Raw genomic sequence first — 21,691 nt, forward strand, 5'->3', positions numbered from 1 at the left:
TTCTGGCTTTAAATTACCGTTTTTGTCCCCTATAATAGAGAGCAAGAGTTGTCTTAATTATCAAACGATTCATTTTCATCATGATTTTACTGTCTATAGGAACTGTTTCAAAACAGGGAGGAGAATGGTAAGTGGAAATGAACAATAAGCCTGATCAAAAAGAACATACGTCTGCAGGACAATGTCCTGTCACCCATCACAAGGATAGTGCGATTACGACGACGACTGCTCCCCGGGGAACGACGAATAAAGAATGGTGGCCTAACCAGCTGAATTTAAACGTTCTCCGCCAGCATGACCGAAAATCCAATCCAATGGGGGAAGACTTTCATTACCGTGAAGAATTCGAAAAACTTGATTACGATGCGCTGAAAAAAGATCTTCATACGCTGATGACTGACAGCCAGGATTGGTGGCCGGCGGACTATGGCCATTACGGTCCTTTCTTTATCCGCATGTCCTGGCATGCAGCAGGTACATACCGTACGGCGGACGGACGGGGCGGCGGCGGTTCGGGATCGCAGCGCTTTGCCCCTCTGAACAGCTGGCCGGATAACGTCAATCTTGATAAAGCCCGCCGTCTGCTGTGGCCGATTAAGCAAAAGTACGGAAACAAGATTTCCTGGGCGGACTTGCTTGTCTTAACCGGAAACGTGGCGCTTGAATCCATGGGGTTGAAGACATTCGGTTTTGCCGGGGGCCGCGAAGACATCTGGCATCCGGAGGAAGACGTGTATTGGGGAACGGAAAAGGAATGGCTGGCGGACAACCGTTATTCGGGTGACCGCGAGCTTGAGGACCCTCTTGCTGCTGTGCAGATGGGACTTATCTATGTAAATCCGGAAGGCCCAAACGGAAAACCGGATCCGCTCGCCAGTGCCCGTGATATTCGCGATACGTTCGGACGGATGGCGATGAATGATGAAGAAACGGTTGCTCTGATTGCCGGCGGCCACACATTCGGGAAAGGACACGGCGCGGGCGATCCTTCTCTTGTCGGAGACAATCCGGAAGCCGCCGAGCTTGAGACACAAGGCTTCGGCTGGATAAGCTCATACGGAAGCGGAAAAGGACGCGATACGATTTCAAGCGGTGTCGAGGGTGCCTGGACGACAAATCCGACTCAATGGGATAACGGCTATTTCGATCTGCTTTTCGGCTATGAGTGGGAACTGACAAAAAGTCCTGCCGGAGCCCATCAATGGACACCTGTCGACATGGCGGAGGAGCATATGGCGCCGGATGCAGAGGACCCATCCATCCGTGTGAAGACGTTCATGACTACGGCTGACATGGCCCTGCGCGTCGATCCTGATTACGAAAAGATTTCCCGCCGCTATTACGAAAATCCGGAAGAGTTTGCGGACGCATTCGCGCGGGCATGGTTCAAACTGCTTCACCGCGACATGGGTCCTAAAGTAAGATATCTCGGCCCTGAGGTTCCTTCAGAAGAATTGATCTGGCAGGATCCCGTCCCGGCGGTTGATTATGAACTGTCTCATGATGAGATTACAGAACTAAAAAAGGAAATCCTGAACTCCGGACTATCCGTGAGCGAGCTTGTGAAAACCGGCTGGGCTTCAGCAAGCACATACCGCCATACGGATATGCGCGGAGGGGCAAACGGGGCACGGATCCGTCTTGCTCCCCAAAAAGACTGGGAAGCGAATGAACCGGAGCAGCTGGCTAAAGTACTCGGGGTATACGAAGACATCCAAAGCAAGCGATCCACGAAAGTCAGCCTGGCTGATCTTATCGTTCTCGGCGGAAGCGCAGCGATTGAAAAAGCGGCTAAAGACGCGGGCTTTGATGTACCCGTTCCATTCACTCAAGGGCGCGGCGACGCCACCGAAGAACAAACCGATGCCGAAACCTTTGATGTACTGGAACCTGTATCAGACGGATTCCGCAACTACCAGAAGAAAGAATACTCCATCAGCCCGGAAGAAATGCTCGTGGACAAAGCCCAGCTATTAGGCTTAACCGCCCCTGAAATGACCGTCCTTCTCGGCGGCATGCGCGTTCTCGGAACGAATCACGGCAGCACAAAACACGGCGTGTTCACGGAGCGGCCGGGAACTCTGACAAACGACTTCTTCGTCAACCTGCTCGACATGAGCACGGAGTGGAAACCGGCAGGCTTCAACCAATACGAAGGACGCGACCGCAAAACCGGCGAAGTCCTCCGTACGGCAACCCGCTTTGACCTGCTCTTCGGCTCCAACTCCGAGCTTCGCGCGCTCGCTGAAGTGTATGCGCAGGATGATAATCAAGAGAAATTTGTCCGCGACTTTATCGCGGCATGGGTGAAGGTCATGGACGCGGACCGGTTTGATGTGAGAAATAACTAGCTTTAAGCAAAAAGCACGTTATCCATTCGGGTAACGTGCTTTTTCTATTGAGATTTATTTTACATATCCGTTTCGTTCATGGACATGATATAGACCGAATGTTTAAAAACAGGAGGGAACCCGATGCAAAACCAAAACATGAATCCAAATGGCCAGCAGCAGATGCCAAATATGCAGATGAACCCTGCCCATTCCAATGACCATGGAGGCCATGAACTATTTGACGCCCATGAAGTGATTGCCGGGATCATCTCGATGCTCGATCAATACCAGATGTACGAGCAGCATATGAAGGATCCGGAGCTGAAAGACATCGCCCGGCGCCAATGTGCCTTCGTTACCCAGCTGTACAATACCATTGTGGATGCCTTCTCAACCGGACAAAAACCCGCTGTTTCAACACAGGTGTATAAAATGGCGCAGAACAACGACACGGCTTACGGCATCAAGCCAGGTCAGCCAAAAAAGCCCAACCAATCCATCGCTGAGCTTTCCGATCAGGGGCTTTCCGCTTATATGCTTGGAAACACCAAATCACTGGCCACCCTGCTCTCCATGACCGCTCTCGAAATGACCAATCCCGTGCTGCGCCGTGTCATTGCCGACAGCGTTCCGAACTTTATTGAATTAAGCTACGAAATTTTCCTTTATCAGAACAAGCACGGCTACTATCAGGTTCCGCAGCTTATGCCGCAGGACATGAACGCCATGCTGAACAGCTATGCGAAAGTACCGGGGAAATTGATGCATTAATGGGGAGGGCTGGGACATCTTATGGTCCAGCCTTTTTATTACTAATCCCTCTTGAGGCAGTTTCGTATAAGAAAACGGTCTCCTTAGATATAATGGACTTAAATCACTACTTCTTCCCTTACATATGAACTCAATTGATGAAAGGAGAGCATTCACTTGAAAGCAATTCAAGTAACCGGCTACGGCGGTGTAGATAAGCTGAAGCTAGCTGAACTGCTTGTCCCAGAGCCGAAAGACCATGAAGTATTGGTTCAGGTGAAAGCCTGTGCCATTAACAATACGGAAATTTGGATGAGAGAAGGAGCATACGGAACCGAATCAAAATCAGGCTGGAAGCCGGAAGGTGTCGACTTTCCCCGGATACCGGGTTCTGATATAGCAGGCAGAATCGTGAAAGTGGGACATGCGGTGAATGAGACAATGATCGGAAAAGACGTGGTCCTCTTTCCTTTCACCTCCAGCGGAGAACCTGGCCATGAGCATATTTCAGAAGATATGTCCTTCCTCGGTTCTGAATACGATGGCGGCTATGCAGAATATGTCGTGTGGCCTGCAGACCTTTGCTACGAAATGCCCCTTCCTGAATATACAAAAAGTGCGGTTTTTTCCGTCAGTGGCTTAACAGCCTGGCATATGAACGAGCAAATCCAGATTCAGCAAGGGGATACTGTGATGGTCACAGGGGCAAACGGCGGAGTAGGCTCCTTAAACGTCCAAATCGCCTCCCGCGTATTCGGAGCCACTGTCATCGCCATTGTCGGCGATCTGGCACTGGAAGAAAGAATGAAAGAACTAGGTGCCTCACATGTGCTATCCTACAAATCCGGAATGCTTGCTGAAGAAATCCAAGCAGTGAATGGCGGTCCGGTTGATGCTGTCCTAGACGTGGTCGGAGATCCCCTGTTCTCTACCTCCCTGAAAGTTTTAAAGAATGGAGGGAAGTTCTGCACCTCAGGATCCGCCGGCGGCCAAAAGACAGAGCTTGATTTAAGAACGCTCTACTTAAAACATATCACCCTCTATGGCTCCGTCTTGGGAACCAGAGCGGAATTCCAGCAACTGCTCCTTGCAATCTCTGCAGGAAAAATCAAGCCGGTTATAGACCGAACCTTTCCTCTGGAGGAGGCAAAGGAAGCACAGGTTTATTTTAAAAATTCCGGAAAATCCGGGAAGATTGTGCTGCTTCCAGAGAATTGATTTTTCCAGCAAAAAAACTCGTCATCCATTGACGAGTTTTTCTGTCTCTATCAAGTCCCTTATACTAAACCTTCCGGCACCTTAAGAGCGTTTAACACATGCTCAATGGCGTGCGCCACGCCATTTTCATCGTTGGTTAATGTAACAAAGTCGCTCTTTCCTTTGATTTCTTCCACCGCGTTGCCCATGGCGACAGAGAATCCAGCGGCTTCGAACATTGGCACGTCATTGAACTGATCGCCGATGGCAATGGTATCTTCAAGAGGAATATTGAAATACCGGGCCATAATCTTCAGGCCATTTCCCTTATTTCCGTTGATGTTCATCACTTCAATGTTAAAAGAAGATGATGACGTGACATAGCCGCCCTCAATAGCTTTCGTGGCCGTCAATAACCGGCTCTTTTGAACCGGATCCAAGACGAGCATAAAAAACTTCTGGATTTTTAAATCCTCATCCATCAGCAGGCTCCGGATATCATCAAAGGTCTGTGATTCATCCGGCATATTCGTCATCTTGCCGAAGTTCTCATCCACATAATATTCCTCCGGTACCGCTCCAGAGGACAAAACGGTTTTCAGGCGTTCCGGCCACTCCCGGTGAAAATAAATGCCTTTATTTGTATAGATTTTAAAAGGAATGCCTTCCTTCTCCGCTTCTTCCGCAATGACTTGATTCTGGCTATCCGTTAAGGAGGTCAGCTCCAAAAGCTTTCCATCCGCAAACACAGCCGTTCCGTTGCTCCCGCCGATCGGAAGCGTCAAGCCATATCGCCCCAGTACCTCATGAATGGACTCTGGGGCCCTTCCGGACAGCACCATCACTTTATGTCCAAGGCTTTGGGCTTTTTTAATCGCTTCGATATTTTCAGGACTGATCTCATTTCTGGATGATAACGTCGTCCCATCCATATCAAGTGCAAATAATTTCATTTTACATTTCTCCTTTCAGAGCAAACTGCCTACTAAATTATAACGCTTTTGAACAGGGAACTAAATGGAATTGCTTAGCATTCTATTTTATTGGAAAAATAAAATTGGAGGGAAGGTGAGTTCGGAAATTTCCTGAAAACAGGATTTTATGGTGTGACAGGCTAAAAAAGATGCAGCGGCAAAAAACCGCTGCACTTTTTATGTATAACGACTTACTGATAATTAATAAATGCCGGTGCCGGATCGAGCGCCAATACTTCCTTAGGCGTCATGAGCGGCTTATCATTTTTAAAGAACAGCTTAAATCCGCCGTATTGAATGGGCTGTTTTTGCACAAGCAGATGATAGCCGGATGTTTTCAGCGATGGCGCTCCAAATCCATCACTGTTTAATACAACCTCCACATTTTTGGCCGCATGAATGGCACTCTTGCTGCTGATAATTTTTTCTGCAAATTGATGGACAACGACGACTTTGTCCGGAAGTCCGTTCTCATCCGCAAGTCGGGATACATATTCAATCGCTTCCTGAATGTCTTTCCCATCGACATGGCCTAAATTCTCTCCCGGAACCTGCCCCTGTTTCACGTGAAACTCCGTGTCAATCGCTAAATGAATATTTGGTCTTTTTAAATATTTTTCCAGTGCTTTCACTTGGTTCATCACAGAGTCACGGCCAAGCTGAACATCCAAGAAAATAAGGGCATGATTTTCTTCTGCCAGCTTCGCATACTTCTCGATATCGGCGGCTGGAGTGGAGTTCACATAAAGCCCCTTATCCCCCGGGGTTCGCTGGGCTATGGTCGTAATCAGTTCAATTGCAGGAATCGCAGGTCTTTTAGGATCCAGCTCAGAATATGCCCGGGTCTGCTCCATCAGCTTATCCATGAAATCCTCTGGACTATGTTCTCCTAGGATCCCCATGTGAACGGAATGAGGATTTCCATAATACGCAACGATTCGATGGTCTTGGAGCGGTCCCTCTGTCTGGTCCGCTACACCTTTTTGAAGCGTTTGACCGAACGGCACGCTTCTTTCCCTGCTGCCTCCATGCGCTTCTGCTGTAGTAATTTGGGCCAGCTGCTCTCTTTTATAATTCGTTTCCAGCGGCTTGGCCTTTTCAGAAGGCTCGATCGCCTTATAATTCGCACTCATGGCAAATCTCGGAGAATCCGCAATCTTTTCTGTATCATAGAACGGGTCATCAGAGGTCCATTTCAACTCCTCGCTAAGATCCGATAGCGGCTCCCCGGAAGTGACCTCCTGAGAACAGCCCGCTAAAAATAAAAACGGCATCACGCCTAAACAAACTCCAGCCCTTATTCTTTTTCTCAAATTATCCCACCTACTATTTCCTATTTCACCAGATGAACGCGACTTTTAGACAACATTCTACAAGTCTATGATAACTGAAAATAAGATAAGTTTCAGGAGTCCTTGTTCTTACTTGGCAGCTTGCTTGGTCCAGTAAAAATAAAAAACGCAGAAAGGATATTAAACTCCTTCTGCGTTTTTACCATTAGAATCCATCCTTTGCCCCCGCAATGAATTCATGTGTACCTCTCCCAATCTTCTTATTTATTATTCAAAATAAAAAGGGCATTCCTGCAGCCAGCAATGCCCCCCATTTTTAATCTCTTCCTCTGGCTACCTGTGTATCCCGGATGTTTTTCTGAATCGTAATGGCCGCAAATAAACTAAGAACAAAGGCCATTCCGTAAAATCCTTTTTCACTTAAAACAATACTTCCCGCGTTATAAAGTCCGATGGCCATTAACGCAACCGCTACAATCACGGCAAACCAGCTGAGTCCATAATAAATACCCGAAACCGGGATATCCTCTTCCTTATCTCGGACCGCTTTTTGAAGGGAGACCGCTGCGTACAGCCCGAAGATTAGCACGGCAAAATAATACCCTTTTTCATTCAGCTGCATTCCGGCATTGAACAAACCGATCAAATAAGCCGCCACTCCGACTACCAGCGCGGCCCAGCTCGCCCCTTTAAAAGCAGCCGTCGGTTCGCCTTCTTTTCTTTCCGCCTTTACCTTTGGCGGTCGTTCATCGCCCATCAATAACGGGTTTTCATTCAAGTCAGCCATCGTTCGCTCCCCTTTACAATCATTCATCATATAAATACCACATTCTGTTAATACAAAACTCATTATAGCAATTATTTACATATGTATGTTGCGATTGTTTTCTCCAAATGGAAATATTTTAGAACCCTGCCTGATTAATTACCAACATGTTTTATGGTATGATAGGTGAATTGTTTATCCATAATCCATTCATCCAAGAAAAGAGGTACGTATGCACACCAAAGAATTGACCAGGCGGCATTGGCTGCTCATCTTAACCCTCGCTTTATTAACGTTTGTTCTTGGCACGAGTGAATTTGTGATCGTCGGCATTCTGACCGATATTTCCTCAAGCCTTCATATATCCAATTCAGAAGCAGGCACACTGGTTTCTGCTTTTGCGATAACATTTGCGGTTGCGACCCCGATCGTCATGTCCGCAACGAGCCATTTTCCAAAGCGTAAATGGATGCTCGGTTTAATTGGAGCTTTTATCATCCTGAATGCTCTGTGCGTCCTTTCGTCAAGCTATCTTCTGCTCCTTGTTCTTCGAATGGGGACGGCGATTGTGACAGGCGTTTTAATCTCCCTTGCTATGATGGTGGCAAGTGAAACGATGCCGGCTGCCAAACGCGGCCTTGCCATCTCCTTTGTTTTTGGCGGATTTACTCTCGCAAATGTCGTCGGCGTTCCTATCGGGACGGTGATTGCAGACTGGTTTAACTGGAATGCAACCTTCCTGCTAACCACGTTCCTTGGGGGAATCGCCTTTATAGCGTCCTTTTTCATCCTGCCCGAGCTGCAAAATCAAGCCCGAAGCTCTATAAGGGACCAATTTTCTTTGCTGACACACCCGCGAATCCTAATGGCCTTCTTCATTCCTTCTCTTGGATTTGGCGCTACGTATGTGGTATTCACATACCTCGTTCCCATCCTAAACGAAATGGCCGCACCGAGCAGCTCCATCAGCCTCATCCTGTTCGGCTACGGATTCATCTCAATTTTCAGCAACATCCTCGCAGGAAAAATTGCGAGCCATAATGCGATTGGAAGACTCCGGTTCGTGTTTCTCGTCCAGGCCATTGTTCTGATTGCTTTATACTGGACGACAAACGATCTCATAAGCGGATTGGTGAACATCGGGCTGATGTCCCTGATGGCCATCCTGCTAACCACATCCACCCAGCTGTACCTAATTGACCTGGCCGGAATCTATCAGCCAAAAGCGACAGGCCTCGCCGCTTCACTCATGCCCGTCGCAAGCAACGTCGGCATCGCGTTCGGTTCCGCATTAGGCGGAATCGTTTACCATCAGGGAAGCTTGATGAATGTGACGTGGGTTGGGGGACTGGTGGCGGTTGCCGCGAGTGTGCTGACTTTTGTGAGTTATCGTCTGGATCAGAAAGACACCAAGAGGACGGAGAAGCTGCGGGTCTCTTGATGTAATTTTTAAAGAAGTACCGAGGGCCATTGGTTGGTTCTTCGGTGCTTCTTTTTTAAGGTGTTCGTTTTCGCTCCGTAAAGAACTCCATGCTTTCGATTTTTTTGTAAATGTGTGTAAACCCCCAAAAAAGCCGCATATGCGGCTTATTCAAGACCTCTTACATCCCTGCTCCGTTTATCAGCGGGATCCTTTTGCAAATACATCTACTAGTGATTCAGTATTATAATCATTCGAATCAACCATCCACTTGCCATCCTTCTTCATCATTTTGATTTCCAGCGGATCCCTTCCTGGCTGGACATCCAATGAATTCAGCACAGCAGGAAACTTCGACATGGCATAACTCTGACCTTTCTTCGTATCATAGTCATTGGTTTTTTCCCTATATTCGTCCTCTAAATCCGACATTTTGTCATATGAATCTCTTAAAGGCACAGTGGAATATTCAAGTTTAACGACCGCCCTGTCATTGGCAAATGCCTTTGGCTCAGCTTTAAGTTCAGCCTTTTGAGCCAATACAGATTTGTAGCTGGTATAGTGTTTGACCAATTCCTGCTCTGGAAGCGAATTATAGACAATGAGTTTCAAGCCGTCTTTGAATCCTGTTTTTGCTTCTTCCTGAAGTGCCTGTTTATCAGCGGAGACAAGCTTTTCAAAATCCGGATTTTCCTTATCCAAATAAATAGTCTCAATATAGGCTGTTAAAGCTTTCGCCGGCTCCTCCATCTGATCCAGACTCTCTGCATATTTTTCGGTATCCAGTTTCAGGGTAACTTCCTTTGTCTTTTTATAATCCTCCGTGCGCGCTGAAATGCCTATTTCATATTTCTCTCCCTTTTCCACATCAAAAAAAACAGGGATGGTCTTTTCTTTATTGGCTCCGATACTCCCTGACATGTCTGCCTCCAACCCCAAATCAGTAGAATAGACAGACTTTTTCGGGCTCATTTCCTCTTCCCCTTTGTAAAGCTTGATTCCATCCATTGAAGAGATAGTAAGAGATTTGTCTGAGGTGTTCTTTACCTTGAAATTGACCATGAGGACACCCGTATCCTTTTCCGATACACCGTCATCTTCCCCAGTCAGTATGTACGAACCGTTTGCCACTGACACTTCTAACTGCTTGCCTTTACCTTCGCCTGCGTTTGCCTTTTCCCCTAATCCGCCCAGGCTGCATCCTGCTGGAACTGCCATCAGTATAGCCGTTAAAACTAGAAAACTTCCTTTTTTCATCATTCAAAAATCCTCCCAGTTCTTTCGATTGTATCCGCCGTGTTTCGATATCCCATTTCCCCCTAATTTGGAAACATAAACCATAAAAACGTGACTATTGATTGGTTTTTTAATTGCATACAGGAAAGCACCGGGACGGTTCGTCCTCGTGCTTCTGGGGAGAATCGTTTTTCCATTTCACGTCAGAATCGTTTTCGTAGAATTATTTTACTATCAAGAGATTTCGGGGACTGGCTGTAATTGCTGCAAATATGCTGACTTTTGTGAGTGAACGGCTGAACAGTAAAAATAGACACCCGCAGCAGCGGGGAGCTGCGGGTGTCTTGATGGAACTTCATCACAAATTGACATAATGAGCAAAAAGAACATGGATTGGTCCTTTTTGAATCTGGTGCTATGAAACACGCTGATGGGGTTTACTGAGGTTTTCGTTTATAGCAATTAGTATAAACATGTAGAAAGCCCAAAAGTTAAGTATAATAATAAGCGCTGGAATACCCCCAACAAGCAGGTAGAAAGCTATTAGTTGGGATAGGAGGAAACGATGATCTCACTTCACAGGATTTTAAAATTGCGTGATTTGGAAATATTCCATGTATTACAGAACGGAAATATGTTAGCTTACGCCGTAATTGAGGATACTAGACATCCTCTTACAGAAGAGGATAAAAAAATCGACCCTTTGTGTTATATGGATGATGAAGACCTTCATGCGATTTTAAACGTGTTTAAGATCTCATTCGTTCATGACAAAGCTCTTACAAAGCAAGACTCCGTAACCTTGAGAACGTACTTCGCGGATTTTGTAAACACTACAAATATGACGAATTTCTTGATGAAAGAATACATCCAAGAAGACCTTTATGATCACGATGACCAAATAGAATCGTTCAATAGGATTTTGCAAAATATAGGTTCAAGCTACAGGATTAATGAATTTGACGAAAAAAATTGGATTTATTTATCTCAGGATTGATACTCTAAATAGAACGCTGCTAAGTTGAAATGAAACCGCCAATCCGCAAAGGATAGGGCGGTTTCGTTCGCGGATGGACTCTCACATGGATCCCGGTAAGTCTTTTTTAGATACCGGGGCATTTTTCCCGATAAAAACAGATAGAACGACAAGGATGGCCGTAATGATTGTGATCAGGCTGACGGATTCCCCTAAAAAAACCGCAGCAAACAAAATCATCAGAAACGGCTGCAGGTATTGCAGCTGGCTGATGCGGGAAATGCCGCCTAATGCCATTCCGCCGTACCAGGCGACATACGCTAAAAACTGGCTGACCAGCGCTAAATAAAGCAAGCTCGCCCAGGCTTGTATGGGAGCATGCAGCATTTCCGCTGATAGATTCATCGCTACAGGAATCAGAAAAAAGGGAGCCCCTATTAGAATCGCCCATGCGATTACCTGCCAGCTGCCCATTTCTTTTGAGAGCTTTCCTCCTTCCGCATAACTAAGCCCTAACAAAAGGACGGACGCTAAGAGCCCTGCATCCTCTATTTGAAACGTTCCAAGATTTAAACTTATCGCATAGAAAAGGACCGCTCCTGTACCCATTAAGCCTGCAATCCAAAACCGCAAAGAAGGCCTTTCTCCTGCTCTGAACGCTGCAATCCCCGCAGTTGCTAAAGGCAGAAGGGCTAATTCCACTGCTCCGTGTGAAACCGGCAATGTGTTCATGACCCATGAAGTCAGGAGTGGAAAGCCCAGGACCGCTCCTGCTGCGACAATGAAGAGACTCTTTAACTGGTTCCGGTTAGGTGCTTTTTCTTTGCGGATCATTAGGATTCCCGCAACTAATATGGCTGCAATGACGGTTCTGCCCAACCCTACTACCGTTGTGCCGAAATACTGAACCGCCATACCGGTAGCAGGCAGCGTCAAACTGAAGCAGACCACCCCCAAGAAACCCAACAATAATCCCTTTTTTTCTTTTTCCATATCCGATTCCCCCAAAGCGATATTAAATTTGTCCTAAAAATTAGGAACACTTTTGATATAATCACATCATATTAGAAACAGATATGGGATTCGATGGCTGTTTTCTGCATCTGTCAGGGTACAGTTAAGGAGGCTGGAACAAATTTGAGTCCAAAATACATGATGCTCGCAGAAAAGATTAAGCAGCAGATTATAAACGGGGATGCAGACGCCGGCCAAAAGCTTCCCTCGATCCGGCAAATGGCTGAAACATTGAGCTGCAGTAAAAATACGGTGATCAAAGCATACAGTGAATTAGAAAAAGAGCATTTGATTTTCTCCATCCCTCAAAGCGGCTATTATATTGTCCGGGATTTTAAACGCCCCCGAAACCCGCCTGGCACAGTAGACTTCTTATCGGCCGGACCGGATAAGCATCTCTTGCCCTATATTGAATTTCAGCATTGCTTAAATCAGGCTATTGAAGTGTATAAGGAGGAAATTTTCACATACACCGACCAGCAAGGCCTTTATTCCCTGCGGACAGAAATCGTGAAAAACCTTCAACATTCCCAGGTGTTTACCGAAACGGACCGGGTAGTCATCGTTTCAGGCTCTCAGCAAGCGCTTCATTTGTTAACTGCCTTTCCTTTTCCCAACAACAAGAAAAATATTTTGATTGAGCAGCCCACCTATTTCGGGATGATTGAATCCCTGAAAATCCATCAGGTTACAGCCTGCGGGATTGAAGTTTCCATGAATGGAATCGATTTGGAACTTCTTGAATGGATGTTCAAAAACAACGATATTAAGTTTTTCTACGTCATTCCAAGATTTCATAACCCTCTTGGCCACTCGTATACAAACAGCGAGAAGAAAAAAATTGTGGAGCTGGCTAATAAATACGATGTGTATATCGTAGAAGATGATTTTCTGGGTGAATTAGAGCGCGATAAAAAAGCAGACCCGTTTTTCGCCTTTGATCCGTCCGGAAGAGTCATTTATATCCAGAGCTTTTCAAAAGTATTTCTCCCCGGGCTCCGGATTGCCAGTGCAGTATTGCCAGATAAGATGATGAAAACCTTTTTACGCTATAAATTCAGCACTGATTTCAACAGCCCCGTTCTTTCCCAAGGCGCGCTGGATATTTATTTAAAAAGCGGAATGTATCACAGCCACCTAAAAAAAATAAAAGACGTATACTTTAATAAAATGAACAGGCTGAAAAGTGCCTGTGAACAATACTTGCCCGAAGGCACATCCTATACGAAGCCGGATTCAGGATTTTACCTCTCGATCTGCCTGCCCCATCACCTGTCAGCCAGAAAACTGGCCCTGCATTTAGCCGAACAGCAAATCTTACTGGATGATACGAGCAGAATGTTCTTACCCGATTTCAATAAAGACCGCCTTATCCGGTTATGCAGTTCCCAAGTGCAAGACCATCAGATCGCGTACGGGCTAGAAAAGATCGCTCAGGCGATCTCTGAATTGGATCATAAGAGGAGAATGCAGACTCAATAAAAATAGCACCCTCCCCTATTTTGGGCTGGTGCTTCATTATATTTGTGGTACGGGCATCACCCTAAAAGTCAAACTGACATTGCAGGATCGTCTTTCGTGCCTTCACCCAATTTATAAATGATGGTTTCATACCGATCCACCCATACTGCAGAACCATCCTTCACCGTACGGGAATCATCCCTTCCCGTACGATAGAGCACATTATTAAATTCGTCTGCCCGGGTTTCCTGATCAAATTGAACAACGGCAGGAACCTCTGACAAATTAACGACAATCAAAAACTTGACTCCTTCGTGCTGCCTTATATAGGATAACACCCTGTCATTGGAGCTGCGGACGAATTTCAATTCACCAGCCCAAAATGCCGGCTCATTTGTCCGAAGGTGAATCAGGAATTTATAGTGCTCGAACAGCCTTTTATCAAACGAATCCCAGCTGAGCTTATACTCATCAAATAAAGACGTCCACGTTTCCAACTTGTTCTCATTAAATTCCTGTCCCATCATTATGAGGGGGACGCCTTCGATCGTCAGCAAGACCGAAGCTGCAGGTCCTGCATACTCCACGCCTACATACTCGCAAATTCTGGACTGCTCTTTGTCCTCAAGCCAGTTCATCCTCAAGGAGTTTTTAGGAAAACTATACTTATAGGAGTGATAAATCGCTATAAAATCATCCTGGGTAATCGATCTGTCAATCATCTGACGAATAAGTACCCGCGGGTTTCCGCTGTAGGTTAGATCACAGGCTTCAATGTGGTGATATTCATCGTATGATTGTGAGATGAGGACGAGATCACTTTTTACTTCCTGCAGGGCTTGCTTCATCTCAGTAAGGAAATCATAGGGGGTAATGTCCGAATCATCCAGCCGGATTCCATCAAAATCAAACTCAGTAATCCAGTATTTCATAGCCTCAATTACATACTTCCTCATATCGCGATTGCTAAATTGTAAACCGGCAAAATACTCTCGGAGAGGAACATCATAGTAGAGCTCCTGCTGTTCATTATGAGTAAAATAGTCCGTGTGGCTCTTTGTAAGAATATGATCCACACTGGTGCGGTTTAAGGTCCAATCCAAAATGACCCTGAGCCCGCTGTCATGAGCTTTTTGCATAAAAAACAGCAGGTCATCCCTCGTTCCGAATTGTGAATCAATCGAATAAAAATCCCTCACTGCATAGGGGTCACCGTATTGACCAATCCTCCGCTCATGACCCACTTCGTGAAACGGCATGAGCCAAAGCGTATTAATGCCCATTTCTTTAAAATAGTCTATTTTATCAGCCAGCCCACGAAAATCACCGGAGTCCGTGTACGCACGAAGGTGAAGCTCATAGATGACCGATTTTTTGATCCATTCAGGACTGGAAAGGGCGGTGAAATTCTCATACATATATCCCGGGTGTTTTTCTGAAATCTCATTTGTCCGGATTAGCACATCACCATGTTCCGTTACGGTAATGGAAGAGTTATTTTGCCCGTCTTCCGATACATTTGGATTCAATGGGTCTAAAATCCACGCTTCCCCATTTACCACAAATTTGTACAGATGTCTCCCCATCGAAATCGGGAGTTCAATCTCCCAGCCTGTCGAATCTTCCATTCTGTTCATGTAGTTTCTGTCGCCATTCCAGTGATTAAAGGTGCCTGCCAGAGCAACACTTTCAACAGGAGTTTCCGAATAATAAACAAATCGTACACCGTTAGATCCCCTTGCAGGAAATTCAGTCTGCATGGTTTGCCCCCCTCAAAATAGATTCTCAGGAATTCCCTTCTTCCATCGTATCTGTATGGAAACAGGCTGACAATATCCTATACTGCTTCATCATGGTGCTATTCTGCTGTCATTCTCTCATCAGCGGTTCTGGATAAGATGTTCTGTTTGAAGCTTTTAGGGGAACAGTGGTGGACTCGTTTAAATAATTTGTAGAAATGGGATAGGTTCGGAAAGCCTGCCTGTTCAGCAATCTGGGCAATGCTTAGATCATCCGTCAGGAGCAGTCGTTCGGCATACTTGATTTTGCGGTGAATGACATAGTCAGTGAACGTAATGCCCACGTTCTGTTTAAAATATTTAAGGAAATACGTATAGCTGAAATTGACAAGACGACAAGCCTGCTGAACCGTGATTTTATCGGATAAATGAGCTTCCACATAATCGAAGACTAATTTTAGCTTCTCATAGCTCATCGACCGGCTGTGATCGAACAGCCCCATATTGTCGTGGCGCAACAATAAAAAGAGACATTTCTTAACCAGATAATTAATAGCCAACTCATAGCCTCTCTGCCTCTGTTCATGTTCCCTGTGCAATTCTATTATTGTTGCGTAGAATTGCTTCCGCAAATCTGAGTTCCCATCAAACAATGCGTTTAGCTTGACCAACGGCACGAATGATTCCTGATACAAATAAAGGAACGGAAGCATGTTCGAATCTAAAAACGCCTCCAGATCAAATTGAATCACCACATAATCAACCAGCTGGTCCGGTTTTCTCAAATCAAGATGAGGCTGGCCAGAACCTAAAATGAACACATCACCCGCCCGCAAGTGATGCCTGTCATCGGGAGTATGGATTTCCATTTCCCCAGACCGAACCGCTATTATTTCAATCTGCGGATGAAAATGCCACCCATGCTGACATATCTCCGTACTGTGAAAACTGAGCACTTGAATACGAAGCAGCGGGCTGCTGTATAGAATTGGCTCTTTAATTAATTCCAAAGTTCAGAAACCCCCAGGTTAGATTTAATGTATAGGTGCTGTTAAACTTGGCTGTTGATTGCAGCTGGCAGTCGTTCGCTTTCCGTTCCAATCAACAGGTGTTAAAATCGGCAGATCGAATTTCATTTAAAGGACTAACAATCTTGTATGCCATATTAATTCAATAACATATGCCTATATACCTTTGTCTCTATATGGAGGCAGGGGGAAGAATCCGACTTGCTTTTAAAAGGGGGTGAACCTATGTACGATCACCAGGTCATGACAAACTACATAAAACGCGCTAACCAATCATTTCTTGAAGGAATGAAAACGACAGCAAAAGCCCTGTCACATTAAGAACAACAGGCAACTACTTTTTTCATATCTTTCTCTCTGACCCAAATTTCCCCATTTTTTATTTCGTATTTTATATTGGCATCATTTAATCGCTGGATTTGATTGTTTGTTTTATCTGTCCAATAAGTGTACGTTTCACCTGTACTGCAAGCTGTTAGCACTATAAAAGGAATCAATAATATTTTTTTCATTTTAGCCTTCCTTTATTTTGATAAAGTTGTATGTTCTTAAGTTTAAAAACCGCATCTTAAATAAGAAAACCGCGAACACCTCTCTATTTGCTTAGTATAGAATTTTTCAACTTCTATTTCACACTATTTACCAAAAGAATTGAATGACTCACTTTACAGGGCTGGTGGGTTACAGGGGTTTTCTCATTAAAACTTTTGAATCGATGTCACATCTCTTCACCCTTCGTCGTCTTGAGTGATGAAGTAACTTTTAGGAGGTTATCTTATGACTCAAAAATGGGATGTTGTAATAGTTGGCGGCGGATTAGCCGGTTATGTTGCAGCGAACTGCTTAGCAGACACCAATTTATCGGTGTTAATAATAGAAAAAGGAAAAAAAGCTGGCGGCAGGGCTAGAACCAGCAAGATGAATCGGCAATATTTAAACCTAGGTCCGCATGCCCTTTTTAAAAAAGGAAAAGCCAAGTCCATTCTCGAAGAATTAGGTATTAGTCTTACTGGAAAATCACCCAAATTAGGCGGTATAGTAGTTGAAAACAATACCGACTATGCTGCCCCGCTTTCACCTCTGGAACTTTTTACAACAAAGTTTTTGAACGGGAAGGAACGTATGGAATGGATTGCGGTTTTATTGAAAGTAATGAAGATTGATCCAGAAAATTTAGCAGAGCAAACATTTCAGCAGTGGGTCATGCAGACCAGTAAGTCTGAAAAAGTTCAGTCATTACTCTATATGCTTGGCAGACTTTCCACCTATTGTCATGCTCCTGAAATGGTGAGCGCCAAACTAGCCGTTTCCTATATCAAAACTTCTATGGGGGGCGTCCTGTATGTGGACGGGGGCTGGCAAACAATTATCGACCAGCTGCACAATAAGGCAATCATCTCGGGGGTTCAGCTTCAATCTCATACTTTTGTTAAACAGATCGAACCCGTCCAACGGGATTCATTTACATTAATCCTGTCTAATGAAGAAGAAGTTCACGCGAGGTATGTCATTTGTACAACTGGCCCACATGAACTTAATGACATGTTAAATAATCAAAACAGCTTTCTTTCACAGATAACAGCTGTAAAAGGGGCAACGTTGGATCTAGCTTTAACACAGCTTCCCAACCCGGGGCGGTTATTCGCCATGGGCATGACAGATCCCCTTTATTATTCTGTACACTCAAATTATGCCCGCCTTTCTGATGACACCAAAAGCACCGTTCTTCATGTATTTAAATATCATCACCCTAATGATCACCTTGATAAAACAAGGATTCAAAACGAGCTTGAACAATTCCTGGATAGACTGCAGCCAGGGTGGCAGCAATATGTGATCACAAAACGATTTATTCCCAGCATTACAGTAAACCAGCGCTTACCCAGATTAGGAGATGAGCAAAAGCTACTGCGTTCTAAATCAGAAATTCCGGGATTATATATAGCAGGAGACTGGGCTTCCCCCAGCTGCATCCTGGCAGATGGAGCCGTCAGCAGCGGCAAACAAGCAGCTGAAGATATCCTTTTAAAGGAGAAGGAGAATAATCGTGCAAATAACGAAAGAAGAGTACCAGCTTTTTAAACCCCTGCTGTTTTCAATAGGGTATCGGATGTTAGGTTCAGTCGCGGAAGCAGAGGATATGGTCCAGGAAACGTTTCTAAAATATCACCTATTAAAAGAAGAAAATATAAGAATCAAGAAAGCCTATCTATGCAAAGTCATGACAAACCTCTGTCTTGATGCCTTAAAGTCTGCCAAGCACAGACGGGAACAGTATGTGGGACCATGGAATCCCGAGCCGCTGCTGCTTGAAAAACTGCAAGCCTTTGACCCATCTGAAACGCTTATACAAAAAGAAGGATTAAGTATGGCTTATTTACGAATGATGGAGCATCTGAAACCAGACGAACGGGCCATTCTTCTTTTAAGAGAGGTATTTGATTTCCCCTACTCAGAAATCGCTGACATCATTGAAAAGAAAGAAGAAAACTGCAGAAAAATTCTTAGCAGGGCAAAGCAAAAGATCTCACGTGCAGAAGGCGAAAGCCTGAACTATGAGAAGAATATGCTATTGATTAATCGCTTTATAGAAGCCTTTCAAACGCAAAAGATTGATGTCCTATTAGAGCTTATCTCAGAAAATGTCACGCTGTTTTCCGATGGCGGCGGAAAAGTCACGGCTGCTATCCGCCCAATCGAATCCTTCTCTCATGTTCTATCCTTATTATACGGAATCATAAAAAAAGCGCCCGAGGACTTTTATTTTGAAGTTAAAAATGTCAATTCCCAGCCAGCAATCGTGACCTACATGAATGGCAGGATTCAAAGTATTGTCAGTTTTTATATTCGGAATGAAAAAATAGATGAAATGTATATTACGATGAATCCAGATAAATTACCTGTTCATTAAGAGGTGTAGAGAAGAGAGAGAAAGAAAGACCATACTGACAGGAATTCCGGATTTATTAAATCTAATCTACAACTCAAAGTTGTCAAGGTCGGTATAACTCCATAAAAATGTCCGTATTATAATCCCAAGAAAGTTATCTTTATTCTCAAGGATTTTGTCTAAAGTGGACAAGAAAATTAAAAAACTTACTCCTTCAATCATTAATGCTGGTAACTCACATGATTAAAGAAGCGTTAAAGCATTAACGCTTCTCCTGCAAACAACTTTTTGCTTACTTGTGATACGGTTCCTAGTAATAGTTCTAAGTGGGGTTTATATATATATATGTCTAAAAAGAGAGGAGCACAAAACAGTGTGCACCCATTTTAAACAAAGAGAGTATCAATGAGCCCTGGTCTCCATTTAAATACAAACTTCATATACTTATCCAATAAATAGAACCTCTCAGCCCCATCACCGCCGTTATACCCAAAAACTGGAGGTAAATTTCTTCGAGCTAACAAGCTGGGCAAATACTTTAATCCACTTGTAACTGAATTTTGCTCAATCTCTGTATGACCCATGGCTCTTAATCGTTGTAAAACTTCTGTATTCCTTAAACCTTCTTCAGGTATATCGGTATCTCGAACCATTCTTAAAAACCATTTGTATTTTTCAGTAGTTCCATCTGATCTTCCGCCTGCTGCAACTTCTGCAACAATTTTATTGTAAGCAAATTCATTATCACTAGCAATAGATTGACATGCTCGATCCACAAGACCTAGATCATCGTAATCTTGTTTAATTGAAGCTGTTTTCATGACATCTATTTCAAAACATATTCTTAGACAAATATCTTGCGCTAATGCAGCACTATACATCGATTCGTTTACGATTCTATCAATAAGTTCGTTTGAAAAACTAATATGAAGGAGTTTTGTTCCTCTTTTAATCATTTCAAACAATTCAGGGTAAGAAAATGCTCCTACGGATATACCAATGATTCTGCCCATTAAATCTGAGTTATATAGAACTAAATCTGTGTTTAGTGGTTCTACACTCAACATAACAAATTGTTGGCGTTCATCGGAAAACGCTTTTAAATCTTGAGAAATTTGTTTTTTTACATCTTCATTTGCGTAATGAAAATCCTCAAGGACAATAACTTTTCGACTCGGTTTTAGATACTTTATAACTAGATTTGCTCCGATAACAGGGTTAATTACTGGAGCCTCTTTATCACTTTTTGTACGAGTTGATTGAATAGAGGCTTGCAATTTAGCACTAAAAAGGGCTGATACCTTTGCTTGTAGTTCTCCCAATAAAGCAGCTGTAATACCTGTTGATTGGCCCTTTTCAGTAGTATAGAATGCCTGCAATTCCGATAAAATTTCTGAATATATATCATCTACTGTTTTATTTGAGTTAACGGGAATTTTAATAATATCATCTTCCCCAAAGTGTTTCCTCCAAAGATTACTTTTACCCATTTTGGATCCACCATAAACTAGAATTTGCTTAGCCCTATTAACCTTACCTAGTTTCATTTCACGTTCTATATTTTCGCGGGAAATGTACGTATACTCTGGAAATCCTACAGATACAAACACATCTTCAACATTGTATAATTCCACTGCAACCTCCGACATAAATTAGTTAGTTGATAATTAGTTAATTATACCAAATTCAGGAGAGAAGCATATACAAACTATTCTATTTTTCACATCATGATCCTCGGATAATTAAAAAAATAATATTTTTCTAATCTCCTCCCACTTTGGTTAAACAATAATATCACTTCACATGTCTTTTCAATAAATTATTACATGGTGGCTTAGTTAACGAAAAAACCTCTTACTTATGGTAAGGCTCCCCCCGATTAATCCGAAAAGCCCGATAAACCTGCTCCACTAAAACCAGCCTCATCAGCTGATGCGGAAAAGTCATCTTCGAAAACGACAGCGTATCATTCGCCCGCTTCATCACCGCATCACTTAATCCAAGTGATCCGCCAATCACAAACGCAACCTTACTTTTCCCGTATGTCGCCAGCCTGTCCAAATCCGCAGCAAGCTGCTCCGACGATTTCATTTTTCCTTCAATCGCCAGAGCAATCACATGGGTATCATCTGAAATCTTCGCCAGAATCCGTTCGCCTTCTTTGTCTTTGACGATTTTCATGTCCTGCTCACTCAAATTTTCAGGGGCTTTTTCATCGGCAAGCTCGATGATGTCCATTTTTGCGTACGGTCCGAGCCTCTTCAAATATTCGTCGATTCCTTGTTTTAAGTATTTTTCTTTTAGTTTTCCAACCGTTATGATCGATATATTCACAGGTTATCCCCACTTTAAATTACGATATTCACAAGAGTTATCCACAATTGTGTATTTCCCATCCACATCCGGGGGCGAAAGTTTATTCCCCCACTATATATATGGCTGGGTTTTCGCACAATTCACAGGTTGTGGATAACCTGTTCGTTTCTTCAATTTTTATTATTTCCGGAGCCAATTCGTGCTCGTCAACATACATATCTATTGCTGTTTCGACATGATCTGCGCATGCTTTCATGTTGTTTCCTCCTTATCCACAGGTGAATTCCTTTCTTATTTTA

At 43.9% G+C, this 21,691-nt stretch carries 19 protein-coding genes; 8 read left to right on the forward strand and 11 right to left on the reverse strand.

Features of this window, described 5'->3' with window-relative positions; all coding sequences use genetic code 11:
• Positions 1-137: 137 nt before the first annotated feature.
• The 3 genes from katG (at position 138) to CEF21_RS01260 (ending at position 4,301) form a co-directional block, all read left to right on the forward strand.
• Positions 138-2,351, forward strand: coding sequence for a catalase/peroxidase HPI (gene katG / locus CEF21_RS01250; RefSeq protein ID WP_123919887.1), 2,214 nt, complete (start codon positions 138-140; stop codon positions 2,349-2,351).
• Positions 2,352-2,474: 123 nt separating this feature from the next.
• Entirely contained in the window at positions 2,475-3,104 is a 630-nt protein-coding gene (locus CEF21_RS01255; protein ID WP_123913061.1) for a spore coat protein, read from the forward strand.
• Between the two features lie 156 nt (positions 3,105-3,260).
• On the forward strand, positions 3,261-4,301 hold the full coding sequence (locus CEF21_RS01260; RefSeq protein WP_123913062.1) for a zinc-binding dehydrogenase: 1,041 nt from the start codon (positions 3,261-3,263) through the stop codon (positions 4,299-4,301).
• Between the two features lie 59 nt (positions 4,302-4,360).
• Here CEF21_RS01260 and CEF21_RS01265 read toward each other — a convergent pair whose 3' ends face one another.
• The 3 genes from CEF21_RS01265 to yiaA all read right to left on the reverse strand — a co-directional run bounded on the left by CEF21_RS01265 (position 4,361) and on the right by yiaA (position 7,333).
• On the reverse strand, positions 4,361-5,233 hold the full coding sequence (locus CEF21_RS01265; RefSeq protein ID WP_123913063.1) for a Cof-type HAD-IIB family hydrolase: 873 nt from the start codon (positions 5,231-5,233) through the stop codon (positions 4,361-4,363).
• A 212-nt stretch (positions 5,234-5,445) separates the two neighbouring features.
• Positions 5,446-6,567 carry a hypothetical protein gene (locus tag CEF21_RS01270; RefSeq protein WP_241156745.1) on the reverse strand — a complete coding sequence of 374 codons (1,122 nt, stop codon included), beginning with the start codon at positions 6,565-6,567 and terminating at the stop codon, positions 5,446-5,448.
• A gap of 295 nt (positions 6,568-6,862) precedes the next feature.
• Complete coding sequence (gene yiaA, locus CEF21_RS01275) at positions 6,863-7,333, reverse strand: inner membrane protein YiaA (RefSeq protein ID WP_123913064.1); 471 nt, start codon at positions 7,331-7,333, stop codon at positions 6,863-6,865.
• Positions 7,334-7,544: 211 nt separating this feature from the next.
• Between yiaA and CEF21_RS01280 the strand changes: the two genes are divergently transcribed.
• Positions 7,545-8,753 (forward strand): MFS transporter, encoded by a 1,209-nt coding sequence (locus CEF21_RS01280; RefSeq protein WP_123913065.1) that lies wholly within the window; start codon positions 7,545-7,547, stop codon positions 8,751-8,753.
• Positions 8,754-8,933: 180 nt separating this feature from the next.
• Here CEF21_RS01280 and CEF21_RS01285 read toward each other — a convergent pair whose 3' ends face one another.
• Positions 8,934-9,992, reverse strand: coding sequence for a DUF5105 domain-containing protein (locus CEF21_RS01285; protein ID WP_123913066.1), 1,059 nt, complete (start codon positions 9,990-9,992; stop codon positions 8,934-8,936).
• A 541-nt stretch (positions 9,993-10,533) separates the two neighbouring features.
• On the opposite strand from CEF21_RS01285, the gene CEF21_RS01290 reads away from it, so the two are divergent.
• On the forward strand, positions 10,534-10,965 hold the full coding sequence (locus CEF21_RS01290; RefSeq protein WP_123913067.1) for a terpene synthase: 432 nt from the start codon (positions 10,534-10,536) through the stop codon (positions 10,963-10,965).
• Between the two features lie 81 nt (positions 10,966-11,046).
• Here the strand turns inward: CEF21_RS01290 and CEF21_RS01295 are convergent, their stop codons facing one another.
• A complete protein-coding gene (locus CEF21_RS01295; RefSeq protein ID WP_123913068.1) occupies positions 11,047-11,937 on the reverse strand; it encodes a DMT family transporter in 891 nt (296 codons plus the stop codon).
• Positions 11,938-12,081: 144 nt separating this feature from the next.
• Here CEF21_RS01295 and CEF21_RS01300 point away from each other — a divergent pair, with 144 nt between their 5' ends.
• The gene (locus CEF21_RS01300; protein ID WP_123913069.1) at positions 12,082-13,440 is read left to right on the forward strand and encodes an aminotransferase-like domain-containing protein; all 1,359 of its coding nucleotides are present in this window, start codon (positions 12,082-12,084) and stop codon (positions 13,438-13,440) included.
• Positions 13,441-13,508: 68 nt separating this feature from the next.
• On the opposite strand, the gene CEF21_RS01305 is transcribed toward CEF21_RS01300, so the two are convergent.
• The 3 genes from CEF21_RS01305 to CEF21_RS01315 form a co-directional block, all read right to left on the reverse strand.
• Complete coding sequence (locus CEF21_RS01305) at positions 13,509-15,179, reverse strand: alpha-amylase family glycosyl hydrolase (protein ID WP_123913070.1); 1,671 nt, start codon at positions 15,177-15,179, stop codon at positions 13,509-13,511.
• A gap of 98 nt (positions 15,180-15,277) precedes the next feature.
• The gene (locus CEF21_RS01310) at positions 15,278-16,168 is read right to left on the reverse strand and encodes a helix-turn-helix transcriptional regulator (protein ID WP_123913071.1); all 891 of its coding nucleotides are present in this window, start codon (positions 16,166-16,168) and stop codon (positions 15,278-15,280) included.
• Positions 16,169-16,503: 335 nt separating this feature from the next.
• The gene (locus CEF21_RS01315) at positions 16,504-16,698 is read right to left on the reverse strand and encodes a hypothetical protein (protein ID WP_123913072.1); all 195 of its coding nucleotides are present in this window, start codon (positions 16,696-16,698) and stop codon (positions 16,504-16,506) included.
• Positions 16,699-16,963: 265 nt separating this feature from the next.
• On the opposite strand from CEF21_RS01315, the gene CEF21_RS01320 reads away from it, so the two are divergent.
• Both CEF21_RS01320 and CEF21_RS01325 read left to right on the forward strand, forming a co-directional pair.
• Positions 16,964-18,268 carry a phytoene desaturase family protein gene (locus tag CEF21_RS01320; protein ID WP_123913073.1) on the forward strand — a complete coding sequence of 435 codons (1,305 nt, stop codon included), beginning with the start codon at positions 16,964-16,966 and terminating at the stop codon, positions 18,266-18,268.
• The gene (locus CEF21_RS01325; RefSeq protein ID WP_123913074.1) at positions 18,234-19,097 is read left to right on the forward strand and encodes an RNA polymerase sigma-70 factor; all 864 of its coding nucleotides are present in this window, start codon (positions 18,234-18,236) and stop codon (positions 19,095-19,097) included. Before CEF21_RS01320 ends, CEF21_RS01325 begins: the two co-directional genes overlap by 35 nt.
• A gap of 365 nt (positions 19,098-19,462) precedes the next feature.
• Here the strand turns inward: CEF21_RS01325 and CEF21_RS01330 are convergent, their stop codons facing one another.
• From CEF21_RS01330 to CEF21_RS01340, 3 genes are all read right to left on the reverse strand, one after another.
• Positions 19,463-20,710 carry a hypothetical protein gene (locus CEF21_RS01330; protein WP_123913075.1) on the reverse strand — a complete coding sequence of 416 codons (1,248 nt, stop codon included), beginning with the start codon at positions 20,708-20,710 and terminating at the stop codon, positions 19,463-19,465.
• A 220-nt stretch (positions 20,711-20,930) separates the two neighbouring features.
• On the reverse strand, positions 20,931-21,410 hold the full coding sequence (rlmH, locus tag CEF21_RS01335; protein WP_123913076.1) for a 23S rRNA (pseudouridine(1915)-N(3))-methyltransferase RlmH: 480 nt from the start codon (positions 21,408-21,410) through the stop codon (positions 20,931-20,933).
• An 82-nt stretch (positions 21,411-21,492) separates the two neighbouring features.
• Positions 21,493-21,648 carry a CxxH/CxxC protein gene (locus tag CEF21_RS01340; RefSeq protein ID WP_123913077.1) on the reverse strand — a complete coding sequence of 52 codons (156 nt, stop codon included), beginning with the start codon at positions 21,646-21,648 and terminating at the stop codon, positions 21,493-21,495.
• Between the last annotated feature and the right edge of the window lie 43 nt (positions 21,649-21,691).

The sequence above is a fragment of the Bacillus sp. FJAT-42376 genome (assembly GCF_003816055.1).
In the GTDB taxonomy this organism is placed as follows: Bacteria; Bacillota; Bacilli; order Bacillales; family Bacillaceae; genus Metabacillus_B.

Bases quoted from the DNA above. Each gene is read 5' to 3' on its own strand.
- katG (WP_123919887.1), top strand. From the start codon at position 138: ATGAACAATAAGCCTGATCAAAAAGAACATACGTCTGCAGGACAATGT.
- CEF21_RS01255 (WP_123913061.1), top strand. From the start codon at position 2,475: ATGCAAAACCAAAACATGAATCCAAATGGCCAGCAGCAGATGCCAAAT.
- CEF21_RS01265 (WP_123913063.1), bottom strand. From the start codon at position 5,233: ATGAAATTATTTGCACTTGATATGGATGGGACGACGTTATCATCCAGA.
- yiaA (WP_123913064.1), bottom strand. From the start codon at position 7,333: ATGGCTGACTTGAATGAAAACCCGTTATTGATGGGCGATGAACGACCG.
- CEF21_RS01280 (WP_123913065.1), top strand. From the start codon at position 7,545: ATGCACACCAAAGAATTGACCAGGCGGCATTGGCTGCTCATCTTAACC.
- CEF21_RS01285 (WP_123913066.1), bottom strand. From the start codon at position 9,992: ATGATGAAAAAAGGAAGTTTTCTAGTTTTAACGGCTATACTGATGGCA.
- CEF21_RS01290 (WP_123913067.1), top strand. From the start codon at position 10,534: ATGATCTCACTTCACAGGATTTTAAAATTGCGTGATTTGGAAATATTC.
- CEF21_RS01295 (WP_123913068.1), bottom strand. From the start codon at position 11,937: ATGGAAAAAGAAAAAAAGGGATTATTGTTGGGTTTCTTGGGGGTGGTC.
- CEF21_RS01305 (WP_123913070.1), bottom strand. From the start codon at position 15,179: ATGCAGACTGAATTTCCTGCAAGGGGATCTAACGGTGTACGATTTGTT.
- CEF21_RS01315 (WP_123913072.1), bottom strand. From the start codon at position 16,698: ATGAAAAAAATATTATTGATTCCTTTTATAGTGCTAACAGCTTGCAGT.
- CEF21_RS01320 (WP_123913073.1), top strand. From the start codon at position 16,964: ATGACTCAAAAATGGGATGTTGTAATAGTTGGCGGCGGATTAGCCGGT.
- CEF21_RS01340 (WP_123913077.1), bottom strand. From the start codon at position 21,648: ATGAAAGCATGCGCAGATCATGTCGAAACAGCAATAGATATGTATGTT.